The organism is Rhodococcus sp. MTM3W5.2, assembly GCF_001984015.1.
GTDB lineage: Bacteria > Actinomycetota > Actinomycetes > Mycobacteriales > Mycobacteriaceae > Rhodococcus_G > Rhodococcus_G oryzae.
This window is the reverse complement of sequence record NZ_CP019572.1, coordinates 5,132,360-5,146,540: the sequence shown is the minus strand read 5'-3', so window position 1 is coordinate 5,146,540 and position 14,181 is coordinate 5,132,360. Positions and strand designations below refer to the sequence as shown.

The window sequence follows — 14,181 nt, the reverse complement described above, 5'->3', positions numbered from 1 at the left end:
CGGGCGAGACCACTCAATGCGTCGTTCAGACTCGGCGCATGACCGAGACGACCTTGCCCAGCACCACGGCCTCGTCGCCGTCGAGGACCTTGTAGGCAGGGTTACGCGGTTCGAGGTAGGTGTGTCCGTTCCGGCGTCGGTACACCTTGACGGTGGCCTCGCCGTCGATCATCGCGGCGACGATCTGGCCCGAATGTGCCTCGTGCTGTTGCCGAACCATCACGATGTCGCCGTCGAGGATCGCGGCATCGACCATCGAATCGCCGCGCACGCGCAGGCCGAACACCGTGCCGGAGCCGACCAGTTCGCGCGGCACGGTCAGCATGTCGTCGGCGTGCTGCTCGGCGAGGATAGGGGTGCCAGCCGCGATGTCACCGACCACGGGCACCTGCACCGAGTCCTTCGCCGATTCCCGCGTCGCCGATCCCCGGAGGAACAGGCGCACGTCGATCGGCCGCGACACCGAGTCACCGCGCCGCAGAAAGCCGTTCTCCTCCAGGCTCTTCAGATGCTTCGACACCGTTGACGGGGACCGCAGGCCCACCGCGTCCCCGATCTGCCGGGTGCTCGGCGAATACCCCTTCTCGACCACGAAGTCTCGAATGACGGCCAGAATCCGCTGCTGGCGGGGCGGCAGCGTCGAGGTGTCGAGGTGGTCGAGATCGTCGTATCCGTTCACCTCGGGAATCCTAGTGAAGGCCTACGACGAGAAAAGTGTGGGATCCCGCCCGGAAACCGGGCGGGATCCCACACTTTCGGTGATTCAGTGGTCCAGAGGACCCTCAGCTCAGTGGCCGCCGTTGGCCTTCAGCCGCTCGACCGCCTCGGTGATGACCTTCTCGGCCTCCGCGCGGCCGACCCAGTCGGCGCCGGTGACGTGCTTGTTCGGCTCGAGGTCCTTGTAGTGCACGAAGAAGTGCTTGATCGCGTCCAGCTCGAACTGCGAGACGTCGGCGAGATCCTGGATGTGGTCCCAGCGCGGGTCGCCCGCGGGCACGCACAGCACCTTGTCGTCGCCGCCGGCCTCGTCGACCATCTTGAACATGCCGACGGGGCGGGCCTCGACGATCACGCCGGGGAAGACCGACTCGGGCAGCAGCACCATCGCGTCGAGCGGGTCGCCGTCCTCACCGAGGGTGTTCTCGATGTAGCCGTAGTCGGCGGGGTAGCCGAAGGAGGTGTAGAGGTAGCGGTCCAGCTTGACGCGGCCGGTCTCGTGATCGACCTCGTACTTGTTGCGCTGACCCTTGGGGATCTCGATGGTGACGTCGAACTCCACGCCTCTTCCTCGCTTTGTCTCGGTGGATGGTGCGGGGTCAGGGTAGCCGGTCCGGGATAATGTGGAGGTAATAGACGGACCTGCGGCGCAGCGGCGGGCCGGAAAACAAACGGAGGGGTGTTGGCAAAGCTCGGATCCAAGGACCGAAAGCTGGGGTCCTTGGCGGCGCGACGGCGCAAGCGGGTCCGGCTCCTCCTGTCCGCGGGGCTGGTCCTCGTCGTGGGCGCGGGCGCTGCGGTATTCGCCGGCCAGCGATTCGACGGCGATTCTTCCGCCGACGCGGCGACCACCACCATGCCGGAGCCGCCGCCGATCCTGCCCGACCCCAAGGTCGCGCCGGTGCCGACGGACGCCCCGGTGCCGAATCCCGCTGCCCTCGCCGCCGCTCTCGGTGCCGCGTTGGCCGACCCCGGTCTCGGCAACTTCACCGGCGCCGTGTCCGACGCGGCGACCGGAACCGTGCTCTGGAGCCAGCGTCCCGAGGTTCCGATGACCCCGGCGTCGACGACCAAGGTCGCCACCGCGGCGGCGGCGTTGCTCGCACTGCCCCCGGAGCACCGGGTGGCCACCAGGGTGGTGCAGGGCGCCGTGCCCGGCCAGATCGTGTTGATCGGCGGCGGCGATCCCACCCTCACCGCGCAGCCGGCCGGCCAGCCCGGCTTCTACCCGGGCGCGCCGCGCGTGGAGGATCTGGCCGCCCAGATCCGGGGCGCTGGGGCACCGGTGGACAACATCGTGGTGGACACGAGCGCGTTTGCCGGGCCGACCATGGCACAGGGCTGGTTCCCCGCGGACATCGGAGCCGGCTACATCGCGCCCATCGAGTCGCTGATGCTCGACGGCGGGCGGCTCAACCCGCTCGAGGACGAGTCGCCCCGCACCGCGACCGCGTCCCTGGACACGGGCCGCGCGCTGGCCGCCGCACTCGGCGTCGACCCCGCCAAGGTCGCCCCCGGGATCGCGCCGCCGGGCGCGGCGCCGCTGGCGTCCGTCGAATCCGCCGCCCTGCGTGACCGACTCGGCCAGATGATGGGCCATTCGGACAACGTGCTCGCCGAGGCCATCGGTCGGGAGATCGCCATCGCGGTCGGGACCGAACCCTCGTTCGCGGGCGCGGTCACCGCGATCGGCCAGACCCTCGACTCCGCGGGCATCGACACCAACGGGATGACGCTGCACGACGCCAGCGGGCTCTCCGTGGACAACCGCATCCCGGCGCGGCTGCTGGACCAGGCGCTCACCGACGCCGCCGGCGACGCCGACCAGCGGCTGCGGCCGATGCTGGACTACCTGCCGGTGGCCGGGGCCACCGGGACGCTGTCCGACCGCTACGCCTCGGGCGATCGCCGCGGCGCCGGATGGGTCCGGGCCAAGACCGGGACGCTGTCCAATGCGAGCGCGCTCGTCGGCTACGTCACCGACGTCGACAACCGGGTGCTGACCTTCGCGCTGATGTCCAATGACCGGCCGCCGGAGGTCAGTCGCCCCGCCCTCGACGCGATCGCGTCTGCCCTGCGATCCTGCGGGTGCCTGTGAGCCGCGAGGCGGCGAACTCTCCACGATCCGGCGGATTCGCCGGCGTCGTCGACTGGGACCTGGCTTCCCGAACCGGGGTGCGGCTGACCAAGCCCGGCCCGAGCACCACGAGATACTCCGCGGAGGCGGCGGTCGCGGAGCTGTCGGCGGCCTCCATCCGCGCGGAGGGACCGGTCCGGGACGTCACGGGCCTGGCCGACGGGCTGCCCGTCCCGGAGGCGCAGGTCGTGGACCGGGCCGGCTGGGTCCGCGCCGCGGCCCGATCGATGGCCAACCTCACCGGCGACGACGCGGTCACCGACCGCGGCCTGCTCGGCGGTGTGCCCGCCGGGCTGCAGGCGGGTGCGATGCTCGCGTTCCTGTCCTCGGCGATCCTCGGCCAGTACGACCCCTTCACCGGCGAGCACGGCACGCTGCTGCTGGTTGCGCCCAACGTGGTCAGCGTCGAGAGGGCGTTGAAGGTGGTCCCGAGCGACTTCCGGATGTGGGTGTGCCTGCACGAGGTCACCCATCGGGTCCAGTTCTCCTCCTCGCCCTGGCTGGCCGGATACATGCGGGACAACGTCGGTTCGATCGGTGAGGGCGGCGACGAGTCCGTCGCCGAGCTGCTCGGCAGGCTCACCACGGTGCTCCGCCAGCGCAGGGGCGACGATGCCGCGCCCGAGGACCGCGGTGTGCTCGGGCTGCTGCGCGCCACCCAGACGGAGTCGCAGCGGGCGGCCCTCGACCGGTTGCTGATGCTCGGCACGCTGCTGGAGGGGCACGCGGACCACGTGATGGACGCCGTCGGGCCCGCGGTCGTCCCGTCGGTGGTGGCGATCCGGCGGGCGTTCGACCGCCGCCGCGCCCGGCAGGTGAACCCGCTGCAACGGCTGGTCCGCGCGCTGCTCGGGATGGACGCCAAGATGGCCCAGTACGTGCGGGGCAAGGCCTTCGTCGACGCCGTCGTCGGCCGGGTCGGGATGGCCGAGTTCAACGCGATCTGGACCGGACCCGACACCCTGCCGCTGCTCGCCGAGATCGACGACCCCGAGAGCTGGATCGCCCGGGTCCTGGCATGAACCGGCCGCCGTTGCCCGAGGGACCGGCGTTGCTGGAGGTGCGGCACGCCGTTCGGCGCTGGGTCGTCGCGCACGGCACCGGCACGGGTGTCGCGGTGGCGCTGTCCGGTGGGGCCGACTCGCTGGCGCTGACCGCCGCCGCCGTCGCCGAGGCCGGGCCTGCGCACGCCCTCGTGGTCGACCACCGGCTGCAGGAGGGCTCGGGCGCGGTGGCCGAGCAGGCCGCCGCTCGCGCCCTGGCACTCGGCTGCGCCTCGGCGCGGGTGCTGACAGTGAGCGTCGACCGCGACGGGGGGCTGGAGGCCGCCGCCCGCCGCGCCCGGTACGAGGCGCTCGGCGCCGCACGGGCCGACCGGCCCGTCCTGCTCGGGCACACCCTCGACGATCAGGCGGAGACGGTCCTGCTCGGGCTGGCGCGTGGCTCGGGACCGCGCTCGCTCGCCGGGATGCGCGACTTCGACGCGCCATGGGGTCGGCCGCTGCTCACGGTGCGCCGCGGCGTCACGGCCAAGGCCTGCGAGGAGCTCGAGCTCGAGCCGTATCGGGATCCGCACAACCTCAGTCCCGAGTTCACTCGGGTGCGGTTGCGCTCGGAGGCGTTGCCGCTGCTCGAACAGATCCTCGGCGGCGGTGTGGCGCAGGCGCTTGCCCGAACCGCCGACCAGCTGCGCGAGGACGGCGAGGTGCTCGATGCGATCGCGGTCCGGGTGCTCGCCGACGCCGGGTCGGGCGGGGTCGACACAGCCGACGCGGTGGGCGGGCTGGACGTGGCCGAGCTGGTCGACATCCACCCGGCGGTGCGGCGCAGGGCACTGCGTCTGTGGCTGCTGGGGAACGGCGCGAGGGACCTGACCGACCGGCAGCTGCGGGCCGCGGACGACCTGATCGGGCGGTGGCGCGGGCAGGGCGGCGTCGCGATCGGCGGGGGTCGTCCGGGAGCCAGGTTGGTGCTGTCGCGACGGCATGGCAGGCTAACGCTCGGGCTGACAGCGATCGGCCCGGACCGGTGAATGAACAGTTCCGTCCATGACCAGGTCAGTCGAAACGAAGGGATTCGCGCCGTGTACGAAGGCGACATCGCATCGGTGTTGATTTCCGAGGAACAGATCCAGGACAAGATCACCGAATTGGCGGGGATCATCGCCGAGCGCTATCCGGTCGGCGCGCCTGAGGGCGACCTGCTGCTCGTCGGCGTCCTCAAGGGCGCGGTCTTCTTCATGACCGACCTGGCGAGGGCGTTGCCGATCCCGACCCAGATGGAGTTCATGGCCGTGAGCTCCTACGGCTCGTCGACCTCCTCGTCCGGTGTCGTCCGGATCCTCAAGGACCTGGACAAGGACATCGCCGGACGGCACGTGCTGATCGTCGAGGACATCATCGACTCCGGTCTCACGCTCTCCTGGCTGATGCGCAACCTACGCACCCGCAACCCCGCCTCGCTCGAGGTGGTCACCCTGCTCCGCAAGCCGGACGCCATCAAGGTGGACGTGGAGGTCGCGAACGTCGGCTTCGACATCCCCGACGAGTTCGTCGTCGGCTACGGCCTCGACTACGCCGAGCGGTACCGCGACCTGCCGTACATCGGAACGCTCGAACCCACGGTCTACGGCGGCTGACGGGCCATACTCGTGGCATGTCCACGGATCTGACCGCCGCTGCCATCGCCGCGCAGGTGCGCTCCGGCGCGCTGACTCCCCGCGACGCCGTCCAGGCGGCCCTGGCCCGGATCGCCGAGCGGGATCCGGGGCTGGGCGCGTTCGTCACGGTCCGCGCCGAGCAGGCCCTGGCCGAGGCCGACGCGGTCGCAGAGCGCTCCGACCTCGCGGCGCTGCCGCTGGCAGGTGTCCCGATCGCGGTCAAGGACAACGTCCCTGTGGCGGGACATCCCCTGGGCAACGGCTCGAGGGCGAGCTCCCGCGAGCCCTCGCCCGCGGATCATCCGGTGGTCGCGCGCCTGCGTGCGGCAGGGGCGGTCGTTGTCGGTCTCACCGCGGTGCCGGAGCTGTGCCTGTGGGGGAGCACCGACACCCCGGACGCCATCACCAGGAACCCGTGGAACCCCGGCCGGACGACCGGCGGTTCCTCCGGCGGTTCGGCCGCCGCGATCGCGGCCGGCATGGTGCCCGCGGCGCACGGGGCGGACGGGATGGGCTCGATCCGGATCCCCGCCGCCTGCTGCGGGCTGGTCGGCATCAAGCCCGGCCTGGGGGTCGTGCCCGCCGAACTGGGGGTCGACTCCTGGTTCGGGATGGCCGAGAACGGCCCGCTGGCGACGACGGTCGAGGACGCGGCGCTGATGCTGTCGGTGATGGCGGACCGACCCGAGCTGGCGACCGTAGCCGAGCCCGGTCCGCTGCGGATCGGGGTGGCAACCGGTTCGCCGCTTCCCCTGGTGCGGGTCGATCCGTACTGGCGGGCAGGCGCGGAGAGCGCGGCCGCGGTGCTGGGCGGGGCAGGCCACCACCTCGCGTCGGTTCGGCTGCCCTATCCGTCGAACCCTCTGGTGATCCTGGCGCGCTGGATGGGGGGTGCCGCGACCGACGCGGCCGGACTCGATCCGGCGTTGCTGCAGCCGCGGACCCGCAGGCACGTCGCCGTCGGACGCGTGGTGACCCGATTCGTCGACCCCGCGCAGGTGCGGAAGGTGGACGCCGCGTTGCGCAGGGTCTTCGCCGACGCCGACGTGGTGATCACCCCGACGCTGGCCCGTTCCCCGATCGAGGCGCTGCGCTGGAGCGAGAAGTCCTGGCTGTCCAACCTCGCGGCCAACATCCGCTATGCCCCGTTCCCGTCGCTGTGGAACCTGGTCGGCTGGCCCGCGGCGAGCGTGCCGGTGGGGATCCATCCGGAGTCGGGCACCCCGCTTGGTGTGCAGATCGCGGCCCCGCCCGGTGGGGAGGCGCTGATCCTGTCGGTGGCAGCGCAGCTGGAGCGCCTGCGGCCGTGGGAGCGTACGGCGCCGGTCTGACGGGCGCCGCGTCAGCCCACGCCGAGGGCCGTCAGCAGCACCAGGACGACGGTGACGACAGCGAAGGTCCCGTGTCCGGCGACGGCGGCCACCGGGAAGTGTTTCTCCGGCACCCCGTTCGGGGCCGTGCCCGGCGCCGAAGACCCGCCGTTCCCGGCGCCAACCCCGGCCGCACGGTAGACGGGAATCCAGCGGATCAGCATCGCGAAACCGAGGAGCGCAACCGGGACAAGCAGCACGAAGGCGGTCCACGCGAGGGCGTCCTCGTCGACGACGAGATACACGATCCACACGACCAGTCCGATCACGGCAAGAACGAAGTGTCCGAAGATCACGGCGGGAGGGAAGTGGCTGTTCCGCGGTTGCCGCACACCGCCTTTGGCGATCCAGGTCGCGAGTAGGTAGAAGCCGCCTGCGGCAGTCAGCAGCCAGGTCACGAGAGCTGCGATACCCATGTCATCTCCTAGGCAGTGGTGGACGGATCAGGTCTATGGGTGCCGGCCCGGCAGGGAACGCTGCTCGAATGCGGCGGCTTGGGTCGCTTCGTCCGCGACCCGTACCCCATCGCGAAAGACGAGCCGGCCGCCGAGATAGCCCGCGGTGGCCAACCCGGCCAGTGACACCGCGGAGAGCGCGAGCCGGCCGATGTCCACTGCGTCCGGGGTTCCGTAGTCGGTGTGGCGCCACACGAGGTTCACCGCATACGAGGCGGTCACCGCGAGGTTCAGCGACATGTGCGCCACACCGGTCCGGAACGCAGGGGTCCCCGTGGGGATGGCCATGAGGTCGAGGACGCCGATCGTCGCCGCGGCCAGCGCGCCGAGCAGGCCGATCGCGATGAGCCACACCGACCCCTTGGTCAGGAAACCCGGATCCCCGACGATTCGAGAAGAGACGTCGAACACCAGGCTGCTGACCCATGCACCGATCGGCAGCGTCACCAGGATCGGGTGGAACGGATGGCCATACGGCCCCGCGAGTACCGCGCTCACCGGGCGCTTTCCGTGATCTGCTTGCTCAGACATGCATTCACCGACCCACTGGACCGCAGGTTCATCTATCAGCCTGTTCCTCGCTCACCTGTCGGTCAAGACGCGAGGCCTGACGAATTCGGCTACGACCTCATAGCCGCGCGGGTCATGCGGACCGGGTCGCCGGTTCGTGCGAGACGACCCGCTCCAGCGCGCGCAGGTCCTTTTCCAGCAGCCGGAACAGCCAGTACACGACGATGAAGGCGGCAATGGCCCCGACGCACAAAACGCGGACGGCCACGATCACGGAGGTGATCTCGTCGGAGGACAGGAACGTCACCCCTGCCACCCCGACCAGCGGCACCGAGGCGGCCAGCGCCAGGTAGCGGACGCTGCGCCTGCTGAGCCCGCGCAGTTTGCGGGCGTCGTCGCTGCTGGTGATGCCCTGCGGCAGCATCATCGGATAGATGCACCGCATCAGGTAGAAGGTCACCAGGAAGAACGGGTACGCGACCGCGATCGCCCCGCACACGATCAGCGAGCCGATGAAATGTATGTAGGTGCTCGCGGGGATCTCGCCCGCGACGACCCGCAGGGTGATCGGATACGCGATCCCGGCCACGGCCCACATGCTGAAGATGACGAGCACTGCCCGGTCGGCGAGCAGCAGGGTGTCGGACCGCGCCTTCGCCAGGGTCTGCTTGTCGTAGATGCGGCCCTTGCGCAACCCGCGCGGCATCCTCATCGGATAGCGGCTCAGGTACACCACCACGACGATGCCGATCGGGTACGCGATCATGTTGATCGCGGATTGGATCTGCTCGAACTTCTGCTGGGCCTCCAGCGCCAGGTTGCTGATGATCAGCGATTTGTTGTGGTGGTAGTTGTAGACACCCGCCAGCACGTTCGGCACCAGCATCGCCACCACGGTGATCGGGACCACCCAGCGTCGCAGCCGCATCCGCCAGCTCCGCGGATCGGGGTCGACGAGGTCCCTTGCCCGCGGGTCCAGGCACAGTTCGAACTGCTGGGCCAGCTCAGCGCCCGTCGACCACCGGCTGCTCGGGTCCGGTGCGAGGCAGGTCAGCAGCACCCGCTTCAGGGCGGCGGGGCAGTCGGACGGCAGCTGGGCCTGTGCCTCCGCGTCGACGCCGCGCTCGCGGATCGCCAGCATCCGTTCCAGCGACTTCTCCGACTGGCCGCCCACCGCGGAGTCGTCGAAGGGGCGCGTGCCCGTGAGCAACTCCCACAGCATCACCCCGAGCCCGAAGATGTCGCTGCGGGTGTCGAGGTCGCTCGCCGTGCCAGGCAGGCCCGGATGGCAGGCCTCGAGTTGTTCGGGCGACATGTAGGCCAGGGACCCGCCGAAGTACGCGACGGGGCTCGTGCCCGCCACGGTGTCGCTGAAGCTGATGTTGAAGTCGGCGAGCTTCGGCACGCCGTCGGCGGTGAGCAGCACGTTTGCCGGCTTGATGTCGCGGTGCAGCACACCGTGTTTGCCCGCGTAGTCGAGTGCCTCGGCCAGTCGGCGGCCCAGCCACGCGACGGTCTCCGGCCAGCTAAGGGACGCGATCTCGGGCCGGACGCTGGAGTCCGCAGGCCGGATCTCGCCCTTGGCCTCGAGCGCATCGTCGATCACGTCCAGCAGCAGTTGCCCGGTGCGGTCCTCGGGCGGTGTCGCCTGGACCCGCCGCAGCACCCCGAGCAGGGTGCCCCCGGGGACGTACTGCATGTAGAGCAGTTTCAGCTTGTGTTCGTCGAGGACGCGCTGGTCGAAGACCCGGACGATGTAGTCGTGGTCGAGTTGGGCCAGTGTCTGCGGTTCGGTGCCGTGATCGTGGGACATCTTCACCGCGACCAGGCGTTGCATCGAGAGTTGACGGGCGAGGAAGACCCGGGCGAACGCGCCCCGTCCCAGACCCATCAGCAGGTCGAAGTCGTCCACCCGCTGGCCGACATCGATGTCGTCGAGCGCCGTCTCCGCGGCGGGCTTCGCGATCAGCGTGGACTTCTCGTCGCCGGGAATCGGCGATTGCTCGATCACCTGGGACTCCTCCGGAAAGTCCCGCGAGTAGTCGCTGGCCTCCACGGTGAGCCCGCTCTGGCGCCGTAGGCGGAACTCCTCGTCGATCAGCTCGGGAGGCAACGGCTCGGACTTCAGTTCGGGGAACTCTTCGCGGTAGGCGGCCAGGCGCTTGGGCTTCTCGTAATCCAGCCATCGGTACCGTAGGTCGACCCTGATCAGTTCGATCAACGAGTCGCGCCGCTGGTCCACCCGCTCAGGGAGGTAGTCCGCGAGATTCGGGGGAGTGCCGGTCGTCTCCCACTGGGCCGTGAAACGGGCGACCGGGGACTGCGCCGCGACCGTCGAGTCCAGCGATGACTGCGCCGCGACCGTCGAGTCCGGCGAGGATTGCGCCGCGACCGTAGGGTCCGGTGCTGGTCGAATGGTCCGTTTCATCACGAAAACCTCGGACTGTCTCGTGCGCCTGCGGCGCTCGATGTCGTGAGGGAAGCCCCTCGTCAGGATAGCGCCGCTGGGGTGTGAGCGCGGAGGCTCAATGCGGGACCGGGTTCGCCCGACACCACTCGTTCGAGGGCGTGCAGGTCCTGCTCGAGCTGCCGGAACATCCAGTAGGCCCCGACGAACGCGACGATCGCGCCAAGACAGAGCACCCGGATTGGCACGACGACCGCCCCCAGCTCTTCGGCGGGCAGGAACGTCGCCCCGGCGATCGCCACCAACGGGATGGAGGCGGCGACGGCCAGGTAGCGGGTGCTGCGCCGCTCCAGCCCCCGCAGCAGCCCGGCGTCGATGCCGCTGATGATGCCCGGCGGCAGCAACACCGGGTACACGCAGCGCACGACGTAGAAGGTCACCAGGAAGAACGGGTAGGCCACCGCGATGGCGCCGCACACCACGGTCGAGGCGAGGAAGTGCAGGTACGCCCCCAGCTGGATCGTCCCGCCCGCGACGTGCAGCAGGATCAGGTTGACGGCGGTCGCGACCCACCAGGCCGCAAAGAAGACGACCACCACCCGGTCGCCGAGCAGCAGGGCGTCGGTCCGTGCCCGGCCGAGGGTCCTGGCGTCGAAGACGTGGCCGCGCGCCAGCGCCCGCGACACCCGGATGGGGCGCCGGCACAGGGAGGCCAGCAGCACCGCCATCAGCGGGAAGGTGATCACGGTGATGACCAGCTGGATCTGCCCGAAATGGTCCTGCGCCGCCAGGGACAGCTTGCTGACGATCAGCGTGCGGTTGTGCGTGTAGTTGTAGAGGCCAGCCAAGGCGTTGGGCACCAGGATCCCGGCCACGATGATCGGTACCGCCCACGGGCGCAGCCGCAGCCGCCAGCTGCCGTGCGGCGGATCGACCAGGTCGCGGGCTTGCGGATCCAGGCACAGCTCGAACTGCTGGGCCAGATCCGCGCCCGTGGGCCAGCGGTCCCGCGGGTCGGGTTCGAGGCAGGTCAGCAGTACGCGGCGCAGGGTGGCCGGGCAGTCGGGTGGCAGCTCGGCCTGGATCTGCTGGCCGACCCGATGTCTGCGCAGATCCAGCATGGTGCCGAGCGACGCATCCGACTCGTCGGCGTCGATCGCGTCGCGGAACGGGCGTTTGCCGGTCAGCAGCTCCCACAGCATGACGCCGAGCGCGAAGATGTCGCTGCGGGTGTCGAGGTCGGCGGCGGTCCCGGGCTTGTTCGGGTGCCGCGCCGCCAGTTGCTCCGGCGACATGTATGCCAGTGAGCCGCCGAAGTACGCGACCGGACTCATTCCGTCGAGGCGGTTGCTGAAGCTGATGTTGAAATCCGTGAGTTTGGGGACCCCCTCCGCGGTGAGCAGCACGTTCGCCGGCTTGATGTCGCGGTGGATCACGCCGTGCCTGCTCGCGTGGTCGAGCGCCTCGGCGAGGCGCCTGCCCAGCCAGGCGATCGTCTCCGGCCAGGACAGGGCGGCGATCTCGGCCCGCACGCTGGAGTCGGTTGGCCTGATCTCGCCCTTGGCCTCGAGTTCACTGTCGATCGCGTCCAGCAGCACCTGGCCACCTCGTGGCTCCTGCGGTGCCTTCCGGATCCGCCGCAACACGGCGAGCAGGGTGCCGCCGGGGACGTACTGCATGTAGAGCAGTTTCACCCCGAGGCCCTCGAGTTGCCGCTGGTCGAAGACCCGGACGATGTAGTCGTGGTCGAGCTGGGCCATCGTCTGCGGTTCGGTGCCGTGGTCGCGCGAGACCTTCACCGCGACCAGCCGGTGCATCGAGCGTTGCCGGGCGAGGAACACCCGGGCGAAGGCGCCGCGGCCGAGCCTCATGAGCAGGTCGAAGTCGTCGATGCGTTGTCCGACGTCGACGTCGATGTCGCCGACCGCCTCGCTCGGACCGAGCGACGACGAGAGTTCGTCGTCGATCCGCTCGGGGGACAGGATGCGCGGGTAGGAATCACCCGTCGAGTCCGCCGCGACCGTCGCCTCGGGCGTCGACCGAACGGTCGGGTCCATCAGCGACTGACCGCCTTCTTGTAACGATGGATCGCGAACGGCACGAACACCACGAGAATCCCGACGATCCAGGCGAGGGAGGCCACCACCGGGTTCTGCAGGGGCCACACGTCCGGTACCACGAGCGCTGGATTGGTGTTGCCGAACAGTTCGCGGACCGCCTGTGTCACCGCCGAGACGGGGTTCCACTCGGCGATGACCTTGAGCACCGGGGGCAGATTCGTGGTGGGGACGAAGGTGTTCGCGATGAACGACAGCGGGAAGATCACCATGAAGCTGGCGTTGCTGTAGACCTCCGGAGTGCGGATCCACAGCCCCACAACGGCCATCACCCAGGACAGGGCGTAGGCGAACAGCAGCAGCAACACATAGGCGGCCGCGGCCTCGAGCAGGGAGGTGTGGATCCGCCAGCCCACCGCCAGTCCGGCCAGCGACATCACGACCAGGCTCACGACGTTGATCAGCACGTCACTGGTGGTGCGCCCGACGAGCACCGCCGACTGGGCCATCGGCAGCGACCGGAACCGGTCGATGAACCCCTTCTGGATGTCCTCGGCGAGCCCGAGTCCGGTCCATGTGGCGCCGAAGATGACCGACTGGGTGAAGATGCCCGCGATCAGGAACTCCTTGTACGACATCCCCGGCACCTCGATGGAGCTGCCGAAGACGTACGCGAACAGCAACACGAACATGATCGGTGACAGCGTCGTGAAGATCAGCAGGTCCGGCACCCGCCTGATCTTGATGACGTTTCGTTTGGCGATCGTCGCCCCGTCGCGGACCGCCATCTCCAGCCCGTTCACGACGCACGCTCCCGGTGCCGACCCTCGCTGCTCTGGTTGCCGACATCGGCCTCGTCGGCTCCGTTCCCCGCCTGCTCGGCCTGGTGGCCGGTCAGCGCGAGGAACACGTCGTCGAGGGTGGGTCTGCGCAGGGCGACGTCGGTGACCGTCACGTTCCGCCCCGCAAGGCTGCCGAGGGCGGCGACGAGGGCGCTCGACCCGTCGGCCACGGGAACGGTGATCCGGCGCGCGTGCTGATCCACCTGGATTTCGCCGTCGGCCATCGCGGTCAGTGCCGCCCGCGCGTCGTCGAGGCTGGCACCCGGGTCGAGGGCGAGCTCGATCCGCTCCCCGCCGACCTGGTCCTTGAGCTCGTCCGAGGTGCCTCTCGCGATCACCCTGCCGTGGTCGACCACGGCGATGGAATCGGCGAGTCGGTCCGCCTCGTCCATGTACTGGCTGGTCAGCAGCAGCGTGGTGCCGCCTGAGACGAGTTCGTCGATGACGTCCCATAGGCCGAGCCGCGCCCTGGGGTCGAGCCCGGTCGTCGGCTCGTCGAGGAACAGCACCGGCGGGTTCGCGACCAGCGCCCCGGCCAGGTCGAGACGGCGGCGCATGCCGCCGGAATACCCCTTGACCGGGCGGTCGGCGGCCTCGACGAGGTCGAACTGCTCCAGTAGCTCGCGCGCCCGGTCCCTGCTGAACTTGGTGCCGAGGTGGTACAGGCGCCCGACCATCTCCAGGTTCTCGAAGCCGGTCAGGTACTCGTCCACCGCCGCGTACTGGCCGGAGGCACCGATCTGGGAACGCAACTCCTTGGCGTCGGCGACCACGTCCAGTCCGTCGACGGTGGCGTGGCCCTCGTCGGGTTCGAGCAGCGTCGTGAACACGCGCACCGCCGTCGTCTTTCCGGCGCCGTTGGGGCCGAGTAGCGCGAGAACGGTGGCCTCGGGCACCGCGAGGTCGAGCCCGTCGAGGGCGACGACCTTGCCGTACCGCTTGACCAGTCCCTCGGCCACGATTGCATCAGCCATGCCTACCTCCGCGTGACGTGGATGGTTGGGGCTTGCCATGCAACGATCGCACT

At 69.9% G+C, this 14,181-nt stretch carries 13 protein-coding genes; 5 read left to right on the top strand and 8 right to left on the bottom strand.

The features are described 5' to 3' along the window. Positions 1-25: 25 nt before the first annotated feature. Both lexA and BTZ20_RS23450 read right to left on the bottom strand, forming a co-directional pair. Positions 26-679, bottom strand: a complete 654-nt coding sequence (gene lexA / locus BTZ20_RS23455; RefSeq protein ID WP_077043004.1) for a transcriptional repressor LexA — start codon at positions 677-679, stop codon at positions 26-28. Between the two features lie 108 nt (positions 680-787). Further along, complete coding sequence (locus BTZ20_RS23450) at positions 788-1,279, bottom strand: inorganic diphosphatase (RefSeq protein ID WP_031939457.1); 492 nt, start codon at positions 1,277-1,279, stop codon at positions 788-790. A 117-nt stretch (positions 1,280-1,396) separates the two neighbouring features. Here BTZ20_RS23450 and dacB point away from each other — a divergent pair, with 117 nt between their 5' ends. Genes dacB through BTZ20_RS23425 form a run of 5 tightly spaced genes read left to right on the top strand, consistent with a single transcriptional unit; the run spans position 1,397 to position 6,844 of the window. Next, on the top strand, positions 1,397-2,815 hold the full coding sequence (dacB, locus tag BTZ20_RS23445; RefSeq protein WP_083742812.1) for a D-alanyl-D-alanine carboxypeptidase/D-alanyl-D-alanine-endopeptidase: 1,419 nt from the start codon (positions 1,397-1,399) through the stop codon (positions 2,813-2,815). Beyond that, a complete protein-coding gene (locus BTZ20_RS23440; protein ID WP_077043003.1) occupies positions 2,800-3,876 on the top strand; it encodes a zinc-dependent metalloprotease in 1,077 nt (358 codons plus the stop codon). The genes dacB and BTZ20_RS23440 overlap by 16 nt, the downstream gene beginning before the upstream one ends. Further along, positions 3,873-4,886 (top strand): tRNA lysidine(34) synthetase TilS, encoded by a 1,014-nt coding sequence (tilS, locus tag BTZ20_RS23435; protein WP_077043002.1) that lies wholly within the window; start codon positions 3,873-3,875, stop codon positions 4,884-4,886. Before BTZ20_RS23440 ends, tilS begins: the two co-directional genes overlap by 4 nt. Positions 4,887-4,937: 51 nt before the next feature. Further along, a complete protein-coding gene (gene hpt, locus BTZ20_RS23430; RefSeq protein WP_077043930.1) occupies positions 4,938-5,492 on the top strand; it encodes a hypoxanthine phosphoribosyltransferase in 555 nt (184 codons plus the stop codon). 17 nt (positions 5,493-5,509) lie between these two features. After that, entirely contained in the window at positions 5,510-6,844 is a 1,335-nt protein-coding gene (locus tag BTZ20_RS23425; protein WP_077043001.1) for an amidase, read from the top strand. A gap of 11 nt (positions 6,845-6,855) precedes the next feature. Here the strand turns inward: BTZ20_RS23425 and BTZ20_RS23420 are convergent, their stop codons facing one another. The 6 genes from BTZ20_RS23420 to BTZ20_RS23395 all read right to left on the bottom strand — a co-directional run bounded on the left by BTZ20_RS23420 (position 6,856) and on the right by BTZ20_RS23395 (position 14,128). Continuing rightward, positions 6,856-7,299, bottom strand: a complete 444-nt coding sequence (locus BTZ20_RS23420) for a hypothetical protein (RefSeq protein ID WP_077043000.1) — start codon at positions 7,297-7,299, stop codon at positions 6,856-6,858. 33 nt (positions 7,300-7,332) lie between these two features. After that, positions 7,333-7,869 (bottom strand): DUF2231 domain-containing protein, encoded by a 537-nt coding sequence (locus BTZ20_RS23415; protein ID WP_077042999.1) that lies wholly within the window; start codon positions 7,867-7,869, stop codon positions 7,333-7,335. Positions 7,870-7,981: 112 nt separating this feature from the next. Continuing rightward, on the bottom strand, positions 7,982-10,276 hold the full coding sequence (locus BTZ20_RS23410) for a serine/threonine-protein kinase (protein WP_083742992.1): 2,295 nt from the start codon (positions 10,274-10,276) through the stop codon (positions 7,982-7,984). 62 nt (positions 10,277-10,338) lie between these two features. Further along, on the bottom strand, positions 10,339-12,312 hold the full coding sequence (locus BTZ20_RS23405; protein WP_083742811.1) for a serine/threonine-protein kinase: 1,974 nt from the start codon (positions 12,310-12,312) through the stop codon (positions 10,339-10,341). Beyond that, the gene (locus BTZ20_RS23400; protein ID WP_083742991.1) at positions 12,312-13,100 is read right to left on the bottom strand and encodes an ABC transporter permease; all 789 of its coding nucleotides are present in this window, start codon (positions 13,098-13,100) and stop codon (positions 12,312-12,314) included. Before BTZ20_RS23400 ends, BTZ20_RS23405 begins: the two co-directional genes overlap by 1 nt. Before the next feature lie 11 nt (positions 13,101-13,111). Next, entirely contained in the window at positions 13,112-14,128 is a 1,017-nt protein-coding gene (locus tag BTZ20_RS23395) for an ATP-binding cassette domain-containing protein (RefSeq protein WP_077042997.1), read from the bottom strand. Positions 14,129-14,181: the final 53 nt, after the last annotated feature.